The 17519-nt window shown below is 71.6% G+C and carries 14 protein-coding genes; 4 read left to right on the top strand and 10 right to left on the bottom strand.

The window, feature by feature from the left end; translation table 11 throughout:
* Window positions 1–122: 122 nt before the first annotated feature.
* The 5 genes from AB0L34_RS26045 to AB0L34_RS26025 all read right to left on the bottom strand — a co-directional run bounded on the left by AB0L34_RS26045 (window position 123) and on the right by AB0L34_RS26025 (window position 6877).
* Window positions 123–3251, bottom strand: a complete 3129-nt coding sequence (locus tag AB0L34_RS26045) for an FAD-binding and (Fe-S)-binding domain-containing protein (RefSeq protein ID WP_363707401.1) — start codon at window positions 3249–3251, stop codon at window positions 123–125.
* Complete coding sequence (locus AB0L34_RS26040; RefSeq protein WP_363707399.1) at window positions 3248–5017, bottom strand: thiamine pyrophosphate-dependent enzyme; 1770 nt, start codon at window positions 5015–5017, stop codon at window positions 3248–3250. Before AB0L34_RS26040 ends, AB0L34_RS26045 begins: the two co-directional genes overlap by 4 nt.
* Before the next feature lie 312 nt (window positions 5018–5329).
* The gene (locus AB0L34_RS26035; protein WP_363707397.1) at window positions 5330–5509 is read right to left on the bottom strand and encodes a hypothetical protein; all 180 of its coding nucleotides are present in this window, start codon (window positions 5507–5509) and stop codon (window positions 5330–5332) included.
* 114 nt (window positions 5510–5623) lie between these two features.
* Window positions 5624–6064: a phage holin family protein gene (locus AB0L34_RS26030; protein ID WP_363707395.1), complete on the bottom strand. Its 441-nt coding sequence runs from the start codon at window positions 6062–6064 to the stop codon at window positions 5624–5626.
* 456 nt (window positions 6065–6520) lie between these two features.
* Window positions 6521–6877 carry a hypothetical protein gene (locus AB0L34_RS26025; RefSeq protein ID WP_363707393.1) on the bottom strand — a complete coding sequence of 119 codons (357 nt, stop codon included), beginning with the start codon at window positions 6875–6877 and terminating at the stop codon, window positions 6521–6523.
* Between the two features lie 343 nt (window positions 6878–7220).
* Between AB0L34_RS26025 and AB0L34_RS26020 the strand changes: the two genes are divergently transcribed.
* Complete coding sequence (locus tag AB0L34_RS26020) at window positions 7221–7616, top strand: hypothetical protein (protein ID WP_363707390.1); 396 nt, start codon at window positions 7221–7223, stop codon at window positions 7614–7616.
* Entirely contained in the window at window positions 7613–7882 is a 270-nt protein-coding gene (locus tag AB0L34_RS26015; protein ID WP_363707388.1) for a hypothetical protein, read from the top strand. Before AB0L34_RS26020 ends, AB0L34_RS26015 begins: the two co-directional genes overlap by 4 nt.
* Window positions 7883–8082: 200 nt before the next feature.
* Here the strand turns inward: AB0L34_RS26015 and AB0L34_RS26010 are convergent, their stop codons facing one another.
* On the bottom strand, window positions 8083–8670 hold the full coding sequence (locus AB0L34_RS26010; RefSeq protein ID WP_363707386.1) for a hypothetical protein: 588 nt from the start codon (window positions 8668–8670) through the stop codon (window positions 8083–8085).
* Window positions 8671–9042: 372 nt separating this feature from the next.
* Window positions 9043–12558 carry a methionine synthase gene (gene metH, locus AB0L34_RS26005; RefSeq protein ID WP_363707384.1) on the bottom strand — a complete coding sequence of 1172 codons (3516 nt, stop codon included), beginning with the start codon at window positions 12556–12558 and terminating at the stop codon, window positions 9043–9045.
* A 262-nt stretch (window positions 12559–12820) separates the two neighbouring features.
* Between metH and AB0L34_RS26000 the strand changes: the two genes are divergently transcribed.
* Window positions 12821–13690, top strand: a complete 870-nt coding sequence (locus AB0L34_RS26000; protein WP_357093678.1) for a PAC2 family protein — start codon at window positions 12821–12823, stop codon at window positions 13688–13690.
* A 126-nt stretch (window positions 13691–13816) separates the two neighbouring features.
* Window positions 13817–14608 (top strand): GntR family transcriptional regulator, encoded by a 792-nt coding sequence (locus tag AB0L34_RS25995; RefSeq protein WP_363707382.1) that lies wholly within the window; start codon window positions 13817–13819, stop codon window positions 14606–14608.
* Window positions 14609–14740: 132 nt separating this feature from the next.
* On the opposite strand, the gene mshC is transcribed toward AB0L34_RS25995, so the two are convergent.
* The 3 genes from mshC to AB0L34_RS25980 all read right to left on the bottom strand — a co-directional run bounded on the left by mshC (window position 14741) and on the right by AB0L34_RS25980 (window position 17457).
* Complete coding sequence (gene mshC, locus AB0L34_RS25990) at window positions 14741–15979, bottom strand: cysteine--1-D-myo-inosityl 2-amino-2-deoxy-alpha-D-glucopyranoside ligase (protein WP_363707380.1); 1239 nt, start codon at window positions 15977–15979, stop codon at window positions 14741–14743.
* Window positions 15980–16066: 87 nt separating this feature from the next.
* Entirely contained in the window at window positions 16067–16885 is an 819-nt protein-coding gene (locus AB0L34_RS25985) for an SCO1664 family protein (protein ID WP_350704363.1), read from the bottom strand.
* Window positions 16882–17457: a DUF3090 domain-containing protein gene (locus tag AB0L34_RS25980; protein WP_350704365.1), complete on the bottom strand. Its 576-nt coding sequence runs from the start codon at window positions 17455–17457 to the stop codon at window positions 16882–16884. Before AB0L34_RS25980 ends, AB0L34_RS25985 begins: the two co-directional genes overlap by 4 nt.
* Between the last annotated feature and the right edge of the window lie 62 nt (window positions 17458–17519).

Here is a 17519-nt window from a genome sequence, read left to right as displayed (position 1 = left end):
CGACGACGCGCTGTTCCGGCCGGTGCCGGCGACGGACGAGGCCCGCGCGGTGCTCGGGCACCGGGGGCGCTGCACCGTCATGTTCGCCGGCAACAACGCCGCCGCGCTCAGCCGCACCGCCGTCACCGCCCCCGGCGGCGGCTGGCCAGCGCGGCGACCGGCGCCAGCGCGGCCAGCCCGACGAGGCTGGTGGCGAGTACGCGGGCAGCCCGGGAGGGCCGCTGCGGGCGTTGCCCCCACCGCTGCTCGGGGCGGGCGGTCACCCGCTCACCGCGCAGGCCGGCCCGCAGCAGTTCGGCGAGGTGGATCGCGGAGCGGCCGCCGGTGGCGCTCTGCTCGACCTGCGTACGGCAGCTGAAGCCGTCGGCCAGGATGACGTCCGTGTCGGCGGCGCCCCGGACGGCCGGCAGCAGGACCCGCTCGGCGCAGGCCACGGAGACCTCGTAGTGTCCCGCCTCGAAGCCGAAGTTGCCGGCCAGCCCGCAGCAGCCCGAGTCGAGGAGTTCGGCCTGGACCCCCGCATCGGTGAGCACCGCCTGGTCCGCGGTGGTGCCGAGGACGGCGTGCTGATGGCAGTGGGTCTGGATCAGTGCGTGCGCGGGCAGCTTCGGCGCCTGCCATCCGGGGCTGTGGTCGTGCAGCAGCTCGGCCAGGGTGACGGTCTGCTGCCGCAGACGGTGTACGTCCTCGTCGCCGGGGAAGAGTTCCCGGGCGTCGCTGCGGAACACCGCGGTGCAGCTCGGTTCCAGCCCCACGATCGGGGTGCCGGCCCGCAGGTGGGGTCGGAGCACCTCCACCGTCCGCCGCAGCACCTTCTTCGCCATGCCGAGCTGTCCCGTGGAGATCCAGGTGAGCCCGCAGCAGACCGGCTGCTCCGGCACCCGGACCCGCCAGCCCGCCGCCTCCAGCACCTCCACGGCCGCCTGGGCGATGCCCGGCTGGAAGTGGTTGGTGAAGGTGTCCGGCCAGAGCATCACCTCGCCGCGCCAGCCGTCGCCGGTCGGCCAGCGGTCCGCGAACCAGTGCTGGAAGGTCTCGGCAGCGAAGACCGGGATCTCCCGGCGCTGGTCGATGCCGCCGGCCAGCTTGGCGATCCGGCTCAGCCCGGGTGCCTGGGCCAGCGCGTTCACCACGCGGGGCGCCCGGGCGGCGACCGTGGCCACCGCCGGCAGCCAGCCCATCGAGTAGTGCGGGCGGGGCCGGAGCCGGCCCTGGTAGTGATGGGACAGGAACTCCGCCTTGTACGTCGCCATGTCCACGTTGACGGGGCAGTCGGACTTGCAGCCCTTGCAGGCCAGGCAGAGGTCGAGCGCGTCGCGGACCGCCTCGGAGCGCCAACCGTCGGCGATGGTGCCGCCGCGGGCGGTGCCGTCGAGCATCTCGAACAGCAGGCGTGCCCGGCCCCGGGTGGAGTGCTCCTCCTCCCGGGTGACCATGTAGGACGGGCACATCACCCCGCCGTGCGGTCGCCGGCACTGGCCGACGCCCACGCAGCGCAGCACCGCCCGGCCGAAACTGCCGTCGTCGTTCGGATAGTGGAAGTGGGTCGCCACCTGGCCGTGGTTGTAGTCGACGCCGAGCCGCAGGTGGCTGTCCAGCGGGTAGGAGGCCACCAGCTTGCCCGGGTTCATCCGGTCGTCCGGATCGAAGATCGCCTTGAACTGCCCGAACGCGCTGACAAGCCGGTCGCCGAACATCTTCGGCAGCAGTTCGCCGCGGGACTGCCCGTCGCCGTGCTCGCCGGAGAAGGAGCCCCCGTAGGAGACCACCAGATCCGCGGCGCGCTCGACGAACGAGCGGAACTGCCGCACCCCCTCGGCGGTCGTCAGCTTGAACGGGATGCGGGTGTGCACGCAGCCCTGCCCGAAGTGCCCGTAGAGCGAGGCCTGTTCGAAGCCGTACTCGCGGAACAACGCGTCGAGATCGCGCAGGTAGTCGCCGAGCCGCTCGGGAGCGACGGCCGAGTCCTCCCAACCCTCCCAGGTGTCGGGTTCACCCGGCACCCGGGCGGTGGCACCGAGTCCGGACTCGCGGACCAGCCACATCTGGCGCTCGTCGGCCTCGTCGTCGAACCGGTGCGCGGTCGGCCCGCCGTCGCGGCACAGATCGTTGATCATCCGCTCGGCCGCGGCGTCGGCCTCCTCGCGGGTGTCGCCACCGAACTGCACCATCAGCCAGCCGCCGCCCGCGGGCAGCTTGTGCAGCGCCTCCGGGTGCAGGTGCTTACGCTTCTCGAAGTTGATCAGCTTGTCGTCGAGCCCCTCCAACGCGATCGGGTCGTACGGCAGGACCCGCGGCACGTCGTCTCCGGCGGTGGCGATGTCCGGGTACGACAGGAACACCATCGACTTGGCCCGGGTCACCGGCACCAGCGTCAAGCGGGCCCGCAGCACGGTGACCAGCGTCCCCTCGGAGCCGACCAGCGCCTGTGCGACGTGGAAATTCTTCTCCGGCAGCAGACTGTCCAGGTTGTATCCGGAGACCCGGCGCGGGATGCGCGGGTAGCGGGTGCGGATGTCGCTCTGGTACTCGTCGCGCAGCGCCCGCAGTTGGCGGTAGATCTCGGCCTGCCGACCGCCCCGTCGCTCGATCTCGGCGTACTCCTCGTCGCTGGTCTCGCCGACCCACATCCGGGTGCCGTCGTAGAGCAGTACCTCCATCTCGACAAGGTTGTCGACCACCTTGCCGGTGTGCTGCGCGCTGGAGCCGCAGGAGTTGTTGCCGATCATCCCGCCGATGGCGCAGTGGCTGTGGGTGGACGGGCGCGGACCGAACTCCAGCCCGTGCGGTGCCAGCAACTCGTTGAGCGTGTCGAGCACGATGCCGGGCTCCACCAGGCAGGTGCCGGCCTGCGGGTCGACCTCCAGCAGCCGGTTGCAGTACTTCGACCAGTCGATGACCACCGCCACGTTGGTCACCTGTCCCCCCAGGCTGGTACCGCCGCCCCGGGAAAGCACCGGCGCGCGGTGGCGGCGGCAGACGGCGACCGCGGCCACCGCCGCCTCGACGGTCCGGGGCACCACCAGGCCGAGCGGCACCTGGCGGTAGTTGGAACCACCGGTGGCGTACGCGGCCCGTGAGCCGGCGTCGAAGCGCACCTCCCCGTCCACCTCGGCGCGCAGGTCCGCGGCGAGCGCGGCCAGGTCGGCGTGGTACGCCGGCTCGGGCGGCCGCAGGACGGGCCCGGGCAGGGACACCGGCTCCGCGGCCGGAGCTGCCCTGCGTGCCGTACCGGTGACTCGCCGGGTCATGACCGCAGCTCGTTGATCTTGTCTCGGGCCACGGTGGCGAGGGTGGCGACCTTGTGCGGCTGGCCCCGCAGGAACGCCTCGGTGAAGTGCTTGGCCTGTTCGTACCGGACCTTGCCGGGCATCGGCGGTTCGTCCGGGTTGACGTCACAGTCGACCAACGCCGGGCCCGGATGCGCCAACGCGCCACGGATCGCGTCCGGCACCGCCTTCGGGTCGGTGACCTTCACGCCGTACCCACCGCAGGCCCGTGCCCACGCGCCGAAGTCGGCCTCGGGCTGCCGGTGCCGCACCGCGTACTCCGGGTAGCCGAGCACGATCTGCTCCCAGAGGATCTGGCCGTACGAGTTGTTGTTGTTGATCACCACCTTGATCGGCAGCTCGTGCCGCACGGCGGTGAGGAACTCGGCCATCAACATGGCGAAGCCGCCGTCGCCGACGAACGCGATGACCTGCCGGCCGGGGAACGCGTGCTGCATGGCGATCGCGTACGGCAGGCCCGGCGCCATGGTCGCCAGGTTGCCGGAGAGGTAGAACTCGCGGCCGCCGCGGATGGTCCAGTGCCGCGCCGCCCAGGTGGCGATCGTGCCGGAGTCGCAGGTGAGGATGGCGTCCGAGGTGGCGGCCGCGTCGATGCAGCTGATCAGGTACTGCGGGGCGATCGGATCCCGCCCCGGGTCCTGCAGGGCGACCATGTCCGCGCGCCAGGCGTCCCGCGCCCGCTGGTACTTCGTCAGGAAGGACCGGTCCGAGTGGGCCTGGAGCATCGGCAGCAGCTGCCGCAACGCCAGCTTCGCGTCCGCGGTCACCGCCGCCTCCACCGGCAGGCGCAGGCCGATCAGGCTCGCGTCGATGTCGATCTGCACCACCTTGGCCTGCCCCGGCGCGGGCAGGTACTTCCCGTACGGGAACGAGGTGCCCACCATCAGCAGGGTGTCGCACTCCTCCATCAGCTCCTCGCTCGGCTTCGTGCCGAGCAGGCCGAGGCCGCCGGTGGTGAGCGGATGGTCGTCCGGCACCACCAGCTTGCCGGGCAGCGTCTTGACGATCGGGCTGGCCAGCGCCTCGGCCACCGCGAGCACCTCGTCCCGGGCGTGGCGGGCGCCGACGCCCACCAGCATGGCCACCCTCTTCCCGGCGTTGAGCACCTCCGCCGCCCGGGCCAGGTCGACCTGCGCCGGTGCCACCGGCGGCTGTGACACCACGGCGCTGCTCGCCGGTGGCACCCCCGGGCTGACGTGCCGGTAGGGGTCCTCGCCGACGGCGGCGACCTGCACGTCGTTGGGGAAGGTCAGATGGGCGACGCTGCGCCGCGCCAGGGCGTGCCGGATGGCGATGTCGACCACGCCGGGCACCTGCAGGGGGTTGGTGACCATCAGGTTGTACGCCTCCGCCACGTCCTGGAAGAGCAGCGCCGTGTGTACCTCCTGCTGGTAGTGGGAGCCGAGCACGGACGTCTCCTGCATGCCGGTGATGGCGAGCACCGGGACGTGGTCGAGCTTGGCGTCGTAAAGCCCGTTGAGCAGGTGAATGGCGCCCGGCCCGGAGGTGGCGGCGCACACCCCGATCCGGCCGGTGGCCTTGGCGTACCCGGTGGCCATGAAGGCCGCCGCCTCCTCGTGGTGCACCAGCACGAACCGCAGCCTCTCCCGCTGCCGACGAAAGCCCTCCATCAGGCCGTTGATGCCGTCGCCGGGGAGGCCGAAGACGGTGTCGACGCCCCACTCCACCAGTCGTCGGGCAAGGCCTTCGCCTACGATCTCCTGCACGTCACGCCTCCTGAATCCGTACCCCGCGGTCCCGGACGGCCACCCGACATCCGATCCGTCGCGAGCTACCCGTGACGATTCGCGGCAAACGTCCGACCTGACGTTTTCGGCAGAGCGGCGGTGACATGCCGGACGGATGCCACCGGACGAAGACCCGTGGGCTGCGACCACGGCGGTGAGGTGGAGCAGGATCGCCTCCGTCGCGACCCCAGAGCAGCTCGCCCGGCTGTCCACCGGACAGTTCACCGCCGATCGCCCCCGACCGGCTGCGGCAGGATGCAGCTCGGCCAGAACCGGGCGGCCCGCGACCGCTCAGCCGCGGCGGCGGCGCGAGATCAGCAGGCCGAGGACCAGACCCGCCAGGACCAGGGCGATCTGCTTACCGGAGACCGACGACTTCAGCTGGCCGAGTCCTCTCCGGGGGTCGACGAGGGTGCCCGCGGCGTCACCAATCCGTCCGATGATCACGTCGTCGATCCGGCTCCGTTTCATCGCCCACCGTCCATTCCTTTACGCGGCCCCCGCATCCTGCCGGCCGTACCCGACGCTCCGCCCGGCAAACGATGCCGAGAACCAGCACTACGGCCGATCCGCTGCGGATCTGGTTCAGCGCCCCAGCTCGTCGCGGACGGCCGAGGAACCGGCCGGCACCACCCGGCCGGCGGTGCTGGTCACCGCGTCGCGTACCTCGTCCGCCAGCCGGGCGGACCTTCCGCCCGCCGCACGCAACCGCTCCAGGCCCGCGGCGCCGAGGAACACGGCAGCGGCAACGTACCCGGCGGTCATCCCGGCAGCCGCCAGCCGTCGCGGCAGGAACGCCTCCAACATGCGCAGCGAGGTCGCCGAGGCCGCCCCGACAGCCAGCACCGCACACCCGCCGGCGGCGGCCAGCAGCACGAAGCCGAACCCGGCCGGGCGGGCGGCGTCCGCGAGCTGGATGCGTACCGCTCGAACCTCCTCGCGTACCACCTCGGCCACGTCCTCTGCCAGGCGGTCGGTGGGACTGGCTGGTCGGCCGCCATCCCCGGGCTGGTTCGCCATGCCCATCGGGCCTCCCCCTCGGCTCGTCTCGGCGCGGTCGGGTACCCCGAAACAGCGCCCCCATTCGCTCCCGTCCCACCGTGGCGGCTGGGGGACCGCGCAGCACAAGCCAGGCGGTCTCCCGGAGGGACCGGGCGGAGCAGTGGCTGTACAGCCGAACGGTTCAGGAAGCGTGGACACGGGCGGAAGTCGCTCGGCAGTGACCTGGCATGACCTGCCTCGCCACGCTGGGCGGCACGTCTTGGAGCTGACCGCCGTTGACCTCGGCTCCCTTGCTAACGGGCACGCAACAAGCACGGCGACCGAGGATCATGAGATCACCTGTCCCACCCGGACTACCTGAGCGGGCGGGGTCCTAGCAGCGGAAACACCTTTCGACATCTCGCACCGCTCCCCCGCCGTCCGTTGACCTCTTGCGGATTCAGATGCGGACCGCACGCCCAACTGACGACCGGCCGGCCACTATTCCTCCGCCGGCCGGTCGTGAAACCACCGCCGGGATGCGGGCACCAGCAACAGGCCGACGACGACTGACGCACCAACGATCTGTAGCAGCCCCAACGCGTGAGCCTTGGCGATCGCGACGACGCCGTACACGATGCTGGCGGTCGAGAAAACCGTTGTCCAAAACCGGGCCCGCCCGCTACCACGCCACAGGCCGTAAGCCAACGCCAGGAGAAGAAGCACCCCTATCAACCCGGTGGCCATGGATCGACCACCCGTAAACATCATCGATGCTGGGAGCGCGGCCGCCACGAGCAAAGTCACGGAGGCGGCGGCGACCGGCACAGGAACGCGTCGCTGGCTTTGCTCGATCATCGGCTCATGGTAGGCGTCGTTCGCCCGGTCCTCTCGCACACTGGCGGTCGGCTTCGGCCAAGTGCTGAGTCACGTGCCGACAGACGGACCTGACACGCCTCCGCGTTACCGGCTCTGCCAGCGGCATGTCAAGTTAACGGCTGGTCTTGATTGTTGAACTGGCTAGTGGCTGGCCGGGGTGAGCCGGCCCTCGAGGCAATCTGGAAGGCGTTCAATGGCAGGTTCATGGAGCCAGAGGATCGCCGAGAGTCGGCGAAGCCTGATCAGCCTCGCCGGTCGACAACACCCCGTCGGCTACCACCTCGCCGGCAGGCGCGTCACCATCCGACTCGACCGCGGCCTCATGCAAATCACCACCGACAGCGTCCTACTACGCAGCCTGCCCAACCCCCTCACCACCGCCGAGACCGCCGGCATCCGCGACGCCCACCCCGCCGGACCACCACCAACACCGGCCCCCGAACCGGTGCGGGTCGAGCGGCGTGTCAGCTGCCGAGGAACCCTCGTCATCGCCGGCCAACGCATCCACGTCGGCATCGTCCACGCCGGATCAACCCTCACCGTCGAAGCCGCTGACACCACCTTCCGCGTCCACGACGGCGACCAACTCCTCACCGAAGTCCCCCGCACCACCACCAAGGACATCGCCCGCTTCAAGGCCCGCAAACCCGAGCCGCCGCGCAACCGCAAGTCCTCGGACCACCCCCCACAGCCAAGACCTGCACAATGGCACCCGTGACACAGGATCAGGCCGCCGACATCAAGCCCGGCGAGATCTACGAGGACTGCCACTTCCACCCCGTTCTCTGCCTCTACAACGACGGCGACCAGATTCACGGCATCTCCCTCATCGACGCCAGCTCTCCCCGAGCCTGCTCCATCGGCTTCTGCGCCGTCATCAAGCTCACCGTCGACGACGTCATCGCCGCGCGAGCCGACTGGCCGGGATACCTGGAACGACGCCACGCAGAGTTCGAAGCCGAGTGCGACGAGCACACCACTTGACCGACCCTTGGCCGAAAGCCCATAACTGACCACAAGATCGTCTAGCCGGACGTGTCACCCACGTCCCGAGACTGATCTGTCACGGACGTCATGAGACCCGACAGCCGGCTGTCGTACTCCGCTTGATGCGCCACAGGTTGACGCCAAATGATGCGTGACGCTCTGCCGAGGCGCTTCGCTACGCGCCGTGACCCATGCGGTCAGGCGGACTCGGGGCGGACGATGAGTGTCACGTCGCTGCTGGTCGCGATCACCAGGGTGCGGCCGGACGGGGAGAATCCGGCGGCACGCAGTTCGGAGTAGTCGGAATGGAAGACGTGCCACCAGGTAGTGCCCGGTGGGCCCTGATAGGCACCGCCGTCGGCAGACAGCAGGATGCGATCGTGTGGCCACTCGGGCGCCACCACGTCGATGGTCCAGCCGTCGTCGGTCGTGGCGTGTAGGCCGCCGCCGAACAACCCGGCAATGCGTACCCGCGTGCCCGCCAACACACCGATGCCCGGACAGGCCAGTTCTGGCCCGGACGGTTCCGCGTCATCGGGGTTGGGGTGGCGGTCCCGGGCGATCTTCGCGCCCGTTGTGGCGTCGATCAGGCCAAAGCCGTCCATCGAGACGACCATTAGCAGGTCTACTCCGGTCTGCGGGTGGACACCGAAGCCGACGCCTTGCAACCCGCCCACCGGTATGTAGCACCGCGTCTGGTCGAGGTGCCGCCATGGCTTTGGCGGCGCGACGACCGGGGCGGCCAGAAACTTCGCCCGCAACTGCTGTTGGTAGTCCGAGAGCATTCCGTTGTCCTTTTCCCGCCAGCGACCGGGCGGCCTCCCGGCTTTCTACAGATCCGATCGCGTTGAGTGGCGGTCCGACGCTATCTGGGCCATCGGTGTCACGCATCATCCGACGCTGATCCGTAACGCATCAAGTGGAGCCCGACATCACCGACGGCCGGCGGCTCGCACACCCGTTCGATAGGCGCCCGGCGTGAACAGGTCGGCAAGTCCGCCTCCCACACTCGCCAGCCGCTTGCTGATCGCCGAGTCTCAAACCGCCATGGGTGTTCGGCGCCCAACCATGCTTGTAGGCCGGCCTGGAAACGGCATGATCATGGCTCGGCGACCCTCAGCCCGGGGTGAAAGTAAAGCTCAGAGCACTTGCCCCGATTATTTGGCGTTGAAGTAGCTCGCCTCCGGGTGGTGCACCACGATCGCGTCCGTGGCCTGCTCCGGCATCAGCTGGAACTCCTCCGACAACTGCACGCCGATCCGATCCGCGCCCAGCAGCTCCACGATCTTCGCCCGGTCCTCCAGGTCCGGACAGGCCGGGTAGCCGAACGCGTACCGGCAGCCCCGGTAGTCGGTGCGCAACAGCCCCGCCAGGTCGGCCGGGTCGTCGTCGGCCACGGTACGGCCGCCCGGCAGGGTCAGCTCGGACCGGATCCGCCGGTGCCAGTACTCCGCCAGGGCCTCGGTGAGCTGCACGGACAGCCCGTGCACCTCCAGGTAGTCGCGGTACTCGTTGCGGGCGAACAGCTTGGCGGCGTACTCGCTGACCGGCTGGCCCACCGTGACCAGCTGCAACGCCACCACGTCCAGTTCGTCGCCGCGCGGGCGGAAGAAGTCGGCCAGGCAGAGCCGCCGCTCCTGGCGCTGCCGGGGGAACGAGAACCGGGCCCGCTCGGCGTGCCCGTTCTCGTCCAGCACCACCAGGTCGTTGCCCTCGGCGTACGCCGGAAAGTAGCCGTAGACGACGGCGGCCTCGAGCACCTGGTCGGCGATGAGACGGTCCAGCCAGTAGCGCAGCCGCGGCCGACCCTCGGTCTCCACCAGCTCCTCGTAGGACGGTCCCTTGCCGCCGCGCGCGCCGCGCAGGCCCCACTGCCCGAGGAAGGTGGCCCGCTCGTCGAGCAACGCCGCGTAGTCCGCGAGGGGCACGCCCTTGACGACCCGGGTGCCCAGGAACGGCGGGGCGGGCACCTCGACGTCGGTGGCCACGTCGGAGCGGACCGAGGCGTCGTCCAGCGCCGGCAGCGCCTCGCTGACGATCGCCCGCTGCCGCTCGCGGCGGGCCCGGCGGGCCGCCAGGGCCGCCTCCCGCTCGGCGTCGACCACGGGCGCCCCGCCGCGCTTGGCGGTCATCACCCGGTCCATCAGGGACAGCCCCTCGAAGGCGTCCCGGGCGTAGTGCACCTGGCCGGGGAACATCTCCCGCAGGTCGTCCTCGACGTACGCCCGGGTCAGCGCCGCCCCGCCCAGCAGCACCGGCCAGCGCTCCGCGACCCCGCGCGAGGCCATCTCGGCCAGGTTCTCCTTCATGATCACGGTGCTCTTGACCAGCAGGCCGGACATGCCGATGGCATCGGCCCGGTGCTGCTCGGCGGCCTCCAGGATCGCGTTGATCGGCTGCTTGATGCCGATGTTGACGACCTCGTAGCCGTTGTTGGACAGGATGATGTCGACCAGGTTCTTGCCGATGTCGTGCACGTCGCCCCGCACGGTGGCCAGCACGATGCGGCCCTTGCCGCCGTCCTCGGCGGTCTCCATGTGCGGCTCCAGGTACGCCACCGCGGTCTTCATCACCTCTGCGGACTGGAGCACGAACGGCAGCTGCATCTGGCCCGAGCCGAACAACTCGCCGACGACCTTCATGCCGTCGAGCAGGATGTCGTTGATGATGGACAGCGGGCTGCGCCCCTGCGCCATCGCCGCGTCCAGGTCGGCCTCCAGGCCGTTGCGCTCGCCGTCGATGATCCGCCGCTTGAGCCGCTCCTCCAGCGGCAGCGCGGCCAGTTCCTCCGCCCGGCCGGCCCGCGCCGACGCGGCATCCACGCCCTCGAAGATCTCGATGAACTTCTGCACCGGGTCGTAGCCCTCGCGGCGCCGGTCGTAGACGAGGTCCAGCGCCACCTCCCGCTGCTCGTCGGGGATCTTGTTGAACGGCAGGATCTTGCTGGCGTGCACGATGGCGCTGGTCAGGCCGGCCTGCTGGCACTCGTGCAGGAAGACCGAGTTGAGCACCTGCCGGGCGGCCGGGTTGAGCCCGAAGGAGACGTTGGAGATGCCGAGGGTGAAGTTGACGCCCGGCCAGCGGCGGGCGATCTCCCGGATCGCCTCGATCGTCTCGATGCCGTCGCGCCGGGTCTCCTCCTGGCCGGTGGCGATCGGGAAGGTCAGCGCGTCGATCAGGATGTCCGCGCGGTCCATCCCCCACCGCCCGGTAAGGTCCTCGATCAGTCGGCCCGCGACCCGCACCTTCCAGTCGGCGGTCCGCGCCTGCCCCTCCTCGTCGATGAGCAGCGCCACCACGGCGGCTCCATGCTCCTTGACGATGGGCATCACCCGCGCGTACCGGGATTCGGGGCCGTCGCCGTCCTCGAAGTTGACCGAGTTGACCACGCACCGCCCGCCGAGCATCTCCAGCCCCGCCTCGATCACCGCCGGCTCGGTCGAGTCCAGCATGATCGGCAGGGTGGAGGCGGTCGCGAAGCGGCCGGCGAGTTCCCGCATGTCCTGCGTGCCGTCGCGGCCGACGTAGTCGACGCACAGGTCCAGCAGGTGCGAGCCGTCGCGCGCCTGGCTACGGGCGATCTCCACGCAGGCCCGCCAGTCGCCGGCGAGCATGGCCTCGCGGAACGCCTTGGAGCCGTTGGCGTTGGTCCGCTCCCCCACCATCAGCAGGGAGGCGTCCTGGGCGAACGGCACCGGGTGGTAGACCGACGACACCCCCGCCTCGTGCCGCGCCTCGCGGGGTACGGGGCCCGTGCCGTGCAGGCGCTCGGCCAGGACCCGGATGTGTTCGGGGGTGGTGCCGCAGCAGCCGCCGACCAGCGCGACGCCGTACTCGGTGACGAACCGCTCCAGGGCGTCGGCCAGCTCCACCGGGGTCAGCGGGAAGTACGCCCCGTCCGCGGTCAGCACCGGCAGGCCCGCGTTCGGCATCACCGACAGCGGGATGCGGGAGTGCTGGGAGAGGTAGCGCACGTGCTCGCCCATCTCCGCCGGCCCGGTCGAGCAGTTCAGCCCGATCAGGTCGACCCCCAACGGCTCGATGGCCGCCAGCGCCGCCCCGATCTCGCTGCCCACCAGCATGGTGCCGGTGGTCTCCACGGCGACGTGGCAGATGATCGGGACCGTCCGGCCGAGCCGGGCCATCGCCCGCTTCGAGCCGACCACCGCGGCCTTGACCTGGAGCAGGTCCTGGCAGGTCTCCACGATCAGCGCGTCCGAACCGCCGTCGATCAGGCCCTCGGCGTTCTCCTGGTAGGCGTCGCGCAGGGTCGCGTAGGCGGCGTGCCCGAGGGTGGGCAGCTTGGTGCCCGGGCCGATCGAGCCGAGCACGAACCGGGGCCGCTCCGGCGTGGCGTACGCGTCGGCGGCCGCCCGGGCGATCCGCGCCCCCGCCTCGGAGAGCTCGCGGATGCGGTGCGGGATGTCGTACTCACCGAGGTTGGCCAGGTTGGCCCCGAAGGTGTTGGTCTCGACGCAGTCCGCGCCGGCGGCCAGGTACGCCTCGTGCACCCCGCGGACCACGTCCGGCCTGGTGACGTTGAGGATCTCGTTGCAGCCCTCGTAGCCCTCGAAGTCGTCGAGGGTGAGGTCAGCCGCCTGCAGCATCGTGCCCATGGCGCCGTCGGCGATGAGGATCCGGTCTGCCAGCACGTCGAGCAATGAGGTCCGCACGGGGTTCAGGTTAGTGCCGCCGCGACCCGATGGGCTCCCCCGCGCTTGTCTTCCCACATTCTGTCAGCGGGATCACGCCGTCCGGTTCATCGCGCTATGACCGGCCGACGTCGGGCCCGACCGGCGCGGCCGACGGGCCGCTTCCCGCGCCGGGACGTAGGCTGACGGACGTGAAGGACTACAGCGACAGCACCACGCCCGGCGGGCGGGCGACCGGGTACGGTCCCGGCACCGCCCCCGACGAGCAGGGTGAGGTGACGGCGTGACCGAGTTCGACGGACTGCCGGTGCTGCGGTCCCCCGTGGCGATCGCCGCGTTCGAGGGTTGGAACGACGCCGCCGACGCGTCCACCGCCGCCGTGGAGCACCTGGAGCAGGTGTGGCAGGCCCGCCAGGTCACCGAGCTCGACCCGGAGGACTTCTACGACTTCCAGGTCAGCCGCCCCACCATCACGATGGCCGAGGGCGAGACCCGCCGGGTGGAGTGGCCCACCACGCGCTTCATGGTGGCCAGCCCCGAGGGCACCGAACGGGACGTGGTGCTGATCCGGGGCATCGAGCCGAGCATGCGGTGGCGCACCTTCTGCGAGCAGGTGCTGGAGATCTGCCACAGCCTGGAGGTCGAGCGCGTGGTCGTGCTCGGCGCCCTGCTGGCCGACGTGCCGTACACCCGGCCGCTGCCGATCAGCGGCAGCGCCTCCGACGCGGAGGCCGCGCAGCGCTACCAGCTCACCCCCACCCGCTACGACGGCCCGACCGGGATCGTGGGCGTGCTGCACGACGCCTGCAACCGCGCCGAGGTCGACGCGGTGTCGTTCTGGGTGCACGTGCCGCACTACGCCAACAACCCGCCCTGCCCGAAGGCCACCCTGGCCCTGCTGCACCGGGTCGAGGAGGTGCTCGACCTGCCGGTGCCGATGGCCGACCTCGCCGAGGAGGCCGCCGAGTGGGAGCAGCGGGTACGCAGCGCCGCCGAGCAGGACGCCGAGCTCGGCGAGTACGTACGCGAGTTGGAGGAACGCGTCGGCGACGCGGGCATCACCCCGCTGACGGGCGACGAGATCGCCCAGGAGTTCGAGAAGTACCTGCGCCGCCGCGGCGGCTCCGCCGGTCCGACCGCCGGCTCCTGGTAGCGCCTCTCCCCTACCCGCCCCGGGCCCCGGACGCATGTCGTCCGGGGCCCTTTCCACGTGTCCGGGGTGGCGCCGTCACCCCCTCTACGGCATCCTAGGAACCTAGCTGTGATCGAGGAGGCGGGCATGCAGATCAATCCGGGGGCGGCCGAGTTCCCGCACCGACAGATCGCCGCGCAGCTCAAGGCGCAGATCCGCCGCGGCGACTGGGGGCCCGGCGAGCGGCTGCCGTCCATCCCGGCGATCGCCGAGATGTTCGGCGTGGCGAAGCAGACCGTGCAACGGGCCGTCGACCAGCTGCGGGTCGAGGGCATCCTGATCACCAAGCCCGGCTCCGGGACGTACGTCCGGGGCACGCGGCGGCGGCTCAACCGGCTCTCCCGGGGCCGGTACGGCGGCTTCCGCGGCTACCACACCGACCTGGCCGCCCGGTACCGGCAGCAGCTCGTCTCGGTCGGCCGGGCCCCCGCCCCGCCCGAGGTGGCCGACGCGTTCGGCGTGGCCGACGGCACCGAGCTGCTCTGCCGGCGCCACCTCGTCCGCACCGAGGAATCGCCGGTCGAGGTGGGCGCCTCGTGGTTCCTGCCCGCCGACACCGCCGGCACGTCCCTGGAGCGCGCCGAGGCGTTCGGCCGGCCGCTCTACCAGGAGGCCGAGGAGGCCACCGGCCGGCGGTACGTCTCGGCCACCGACACGATCAGTGCCCGCCAGCCCAGCCGGGAGGAGGCGGAGATCCTCCAGATCCGTCCCGACACCCCGGTGCTGCACCTGCTGCACGTCGCGTACGACGGCCACCGCAAGCCGATCGAGGTCGCCCAGGCGACCTGGCCCGGCCCGGTCACCACGCTGACCGAGGAGTACAAGATCCCCTCCCCCACCCCGGACCCGGACCCCGACCCGGGGCTGGTCCTGGGCTGACGCCGCCCCTCCCGCCTCGCCCGATCGCGATCTTGCACCTGCCGCCCGGCGAAGGCGGACACACGCCGCGCGTCGAGGGCCGGACGTGCAGGATCGCCGGTCGGGACCGGGGCGTGGGGAGCGAGGGCTGGGTCAGAGGCGGATGCCCAGAAGGGCGTCGAGGGTGTCGGCGAAGAGGGTGGGGGCGGCCGGGTCGGTCGCGGTGCCGGCGAGGGCAGCCACGGCCCACTCGTCGGCCAGCACCAGGGCGCCCGGCGAGTCGAGGTCGTCGGCGAGGCGGGCGCGTACGCCGGCCAGGAACGCCTCCCCCGACGGGCCGGCGGGCGCGGCGGCGGCCTGCCGCCAGCGGGCCAGCCGCTGCTGCGCGGCCGCCAGCAGCTCGTCGGTCCAGGTGCGGTCGGCGCGGTAGTGCCCGGAGAGCAGTGCCAGCCGGACCGCCATCGGGTCGACCTGGTCCGCGCGCAGCCGGGAGACGAAGACCAGGTTGCCCCGGGACTTCGACATCTTCTCGCCGTCCAGGCCGATCATGCCGGCGTGCACGTAGTGGTCGGCGAACGGCGCGGCGCCGGTGAGCCGCTCGGCGTGCGCGGCGGAGCACTCGTGGTGCGGGAAGATCAGGTCGTTGCCGCCGCCCTGCACGTCGATCCGGTCGCCCAGCAGGTTGAGCGCGATCACCGCGCACTCGATGTGCCAGCCGGGGCGGCCGGAACCCAGGTCGCCGCCCGGCCAGGAGGGCTCGCCCTCGCGGGCGCCGCGCCACAGCAGCGGATCGAGCGGGTCGCGCTTGCCGGCCCGGTCGGGGTCGCCCCCGCGCTCGGGGAAGATCTCCAGCATCTGCTCGCGGCTCAGGTTGGACTCGTAGCCGAACCGGGGCGCGGCGGCGATGTCGAAGTAGACGTCGCCGGTGCCGTCCTCCAGGCGGTACGCGGCCCCCTCCTTGAGCAGCACGAGGACCTTCTCGGCGATGTCGGGGATGGACTCGACCGCGCCCACGTAGTGCGCCGGCGGGATGATCCGCAGCGCCTCCATGTCCTCCCGGAACAGCGCCGTCTCGCGCATCGCCAGGACCTTCCAGTCCTCGCCGTCGCGCTCGGCCCGCTCCAGCAGCGGGTCGTCGATGTCGGTGACGTTCTGCACGTAGCGCACGTCGAGGCCCGCGTCCCGCCACATCCGCTGCACGAGATCGAACGCGATCATGGTGGCGGCGTGGCCGAGGTGGGTCGCGTCGTACGGGGTGATGCCGCAGACGTACATGGTCGCGGTGCCGGACGGCTCGCTCGGCCGGACGCCCTGCCGCGCCGAGTCGAACAACGCCAGCGGCCCGCCCCTGCCCGGCAGCCGCGGCACCTCGTGTCCCACCCAAGAGTCCATGACCGTCAGCCTAACCAGCCGCCGGACCCGGACACGGCCACCCCACAAGTGATCATCACGACAGCCCGCCGCAGCGGTGCCGGGCGGTCACATGGGGGGCCAGGGCACCGCCGGCCAGTCCTGCGACGGCTGCGGGAAACAGCCGGTGTGGCGCATCCGGTCGACCCGGGCGGCCAGCTCGGCGATCTCCCCGATGGTGAGGTGGTCGGCCAGCTCCGCGCCGAGCGCGCCGGCGAGCTGACCGGCGAGCGCGTCGAGCATCTCCACGGCATCCCCCGGCAGCGGCCGGCCGGCCCAGCCCCAGAGCACCGTGCGCAGCTTCTCCTCGACGTGGAAGCTCACCCCGTGGTCCACGCCGTAGATCCGGTCGTCCGGGCCGACCAGCACGTGGCCGCCCTTGCGGTCGGCGTTGTTGATCACCGCGTCGAGCACCGCGAGGCGGGCCAGCCGCGGGTCGTCGGCGTGGGCGAGCGCGTAGGGCGTGCCGTCGTCGTCGCGGGCCGCGGCGATCGGGAACCAGCGGGGCGGCAGCGCGTCGGCCGGCACGAAGCCGACCAGCGGCTCGGCCTCCTCCGGCTCGTCGATCCAGAGCTGGCACGACCCCGGCCCCAACGGGCCGTCCCGCAGCACCGTGGGCGGGACCAGGTCCCACCCGGTGGCCCGGGAGACCACGTACGCCGAGACCTCCCGGCCGGCCAGGGTGCCGTCGGGGAAGTCCCACAGCGGACGCTCACCCCGCACGGGCTTGTAGACGCACCGCGCGGTCGCCCCGTCGAGGGTCAGGATGCCGCGCAGGGTGGTGTTGGAGGCATCGACGAGTCGCCCCTCCAGGTCGAGTCGGCCGTCGCGGAGCAACCGGAGCGCGGCGTCGCCGTCCTGTCGGGGCTGGAGTTCCGACGACGTCACCGGTGATAACCGTTGTGGCGCGGGCAGAGGTGACCCGCCGGGTCGAGCGGCTGGCCGCACAGCGGGCAGGGCGGGCGGCCGGCGTTGACCACCCGTCGGGCCCGTTCGATGAACGCGCGGGTCGCCTCGGGGGTCAGCCTTACCCGGAGCCGGTCGAGGTCGTCGTCCGGCTCGTCGTCGACGTCCTCGTCGTCGTCCGGCTCGCCCAGCTCGACCTCGGCCTCCGCCTCGCCGGCGGCGATGGCCTCGATCACCACGGTCGCGGTGTCGACGTCGAAGGCCAGCCCGAGCGTGCCGACCCGGAACTCCTCGTCGACCGGCGTGTCCAGCGGGTCGTTGTCGCCGACGGCGGCCACCGGCTCGGGCAGCTCCACACCGAAGCGGCGCTGCGCCTCGGAGAGCAGCTCCTCCAGCTTCTCGGCGAGCAGCGACACCTGGACCTTCTCCAGCGCGACGCTGACCAGCCGGCCGCCGCCGCGCGCCTGGAGGAAGAACGTGCGCTCCCCGGGCGGCCCGACGGTCCCGGCGACGAACCGCTCCGGCGGCTCGAAGGCGTGCACCTGGTGGGTCATACCCACGACCCTATCCGGCGCGCCACGGCACCGCGTACCCCACCGACGCGAATCGCCGCACG

The organism is Micromonospora sp. NPDC052213 (assembly GCF_040679695.1).
Lineage (GTDB): Bacteria > Actinomycetota > Actinomycetes > Mycobacteriales > Micromonosporaceae > Micromonospora.
The sequence above is the reverse complement of the archived record's forward strand: the minus strand, read 5'-3'. Positions and strand labels throughout refer to the sequence as shown.

Bases quoted from the DNA above. Each gene is read 5' to 3' on its own strand.
- AB0L34_RS26045 (WP_363707401.1), bottom strand. From the start codon at position 3,251: ATGACCCGGCGAGTCACCGGTACGGCACGCAGGGCAGCTCCGGCCGCG.
- AB0L34_RS26035 (WP_363707397.1), bottom strand. From the start codon at position 5,509: ATGAAACGGAGCCGGATCGACGACGTGATCATCGGACGGATTGGTGAC.
- AB0L34_RS26010 (WP_363707386.1), bottom strand. From the start codon at position 8,670: ATGCTCTCGGACTACCAACAGCAGTTGCGGGCGAAGTTTCTGGCCGCC.
- mshC (WP_363707380.1), bottom strand. From the start codon at position 15,979: ATGGACTCTTGGGTGGGACACGAGGTGCCGCGGCTGCCGGGCAGGGGC.
- AB0L34_RS25995 (WP_363707382.1), top strand. From the start codon at position 13,817: ATGCAGATCAATCCGGGGGCGGCCGAGTTCCCGCACCGACAGATCGCC.
- AB0L34_RS25980 (WP_350704365.1), bottom strand. From the start codon at position 17,457: ATGACCCACCAGGTGCACGCCTTCGAGCCGCCGGAGCGGTTCGTCGCC.
- AB0L34_RS26025 (WP_363707393.1), bottom strand. From the start codon at position 6,877: ATGATCGAGCAAAGCCAGCGACGCGTTCCTGTGCCGGTCGCCGCCGCC.
- AB0L34_RS26030 (WP_363707395.1), bottom strand. From the start codon at position 6,064: ATGGGCATGGCGAACCAGCCCGGGGATGGCGGCCGACCAGCCAGTCCC.
- AB0L34_RS26020 (WP_363707390.1), top strand. From the start codon at position 7,221: ATGCAAATCACCACCGACAGCGTCCTACTACGCAGCCTGCCCAACCCC.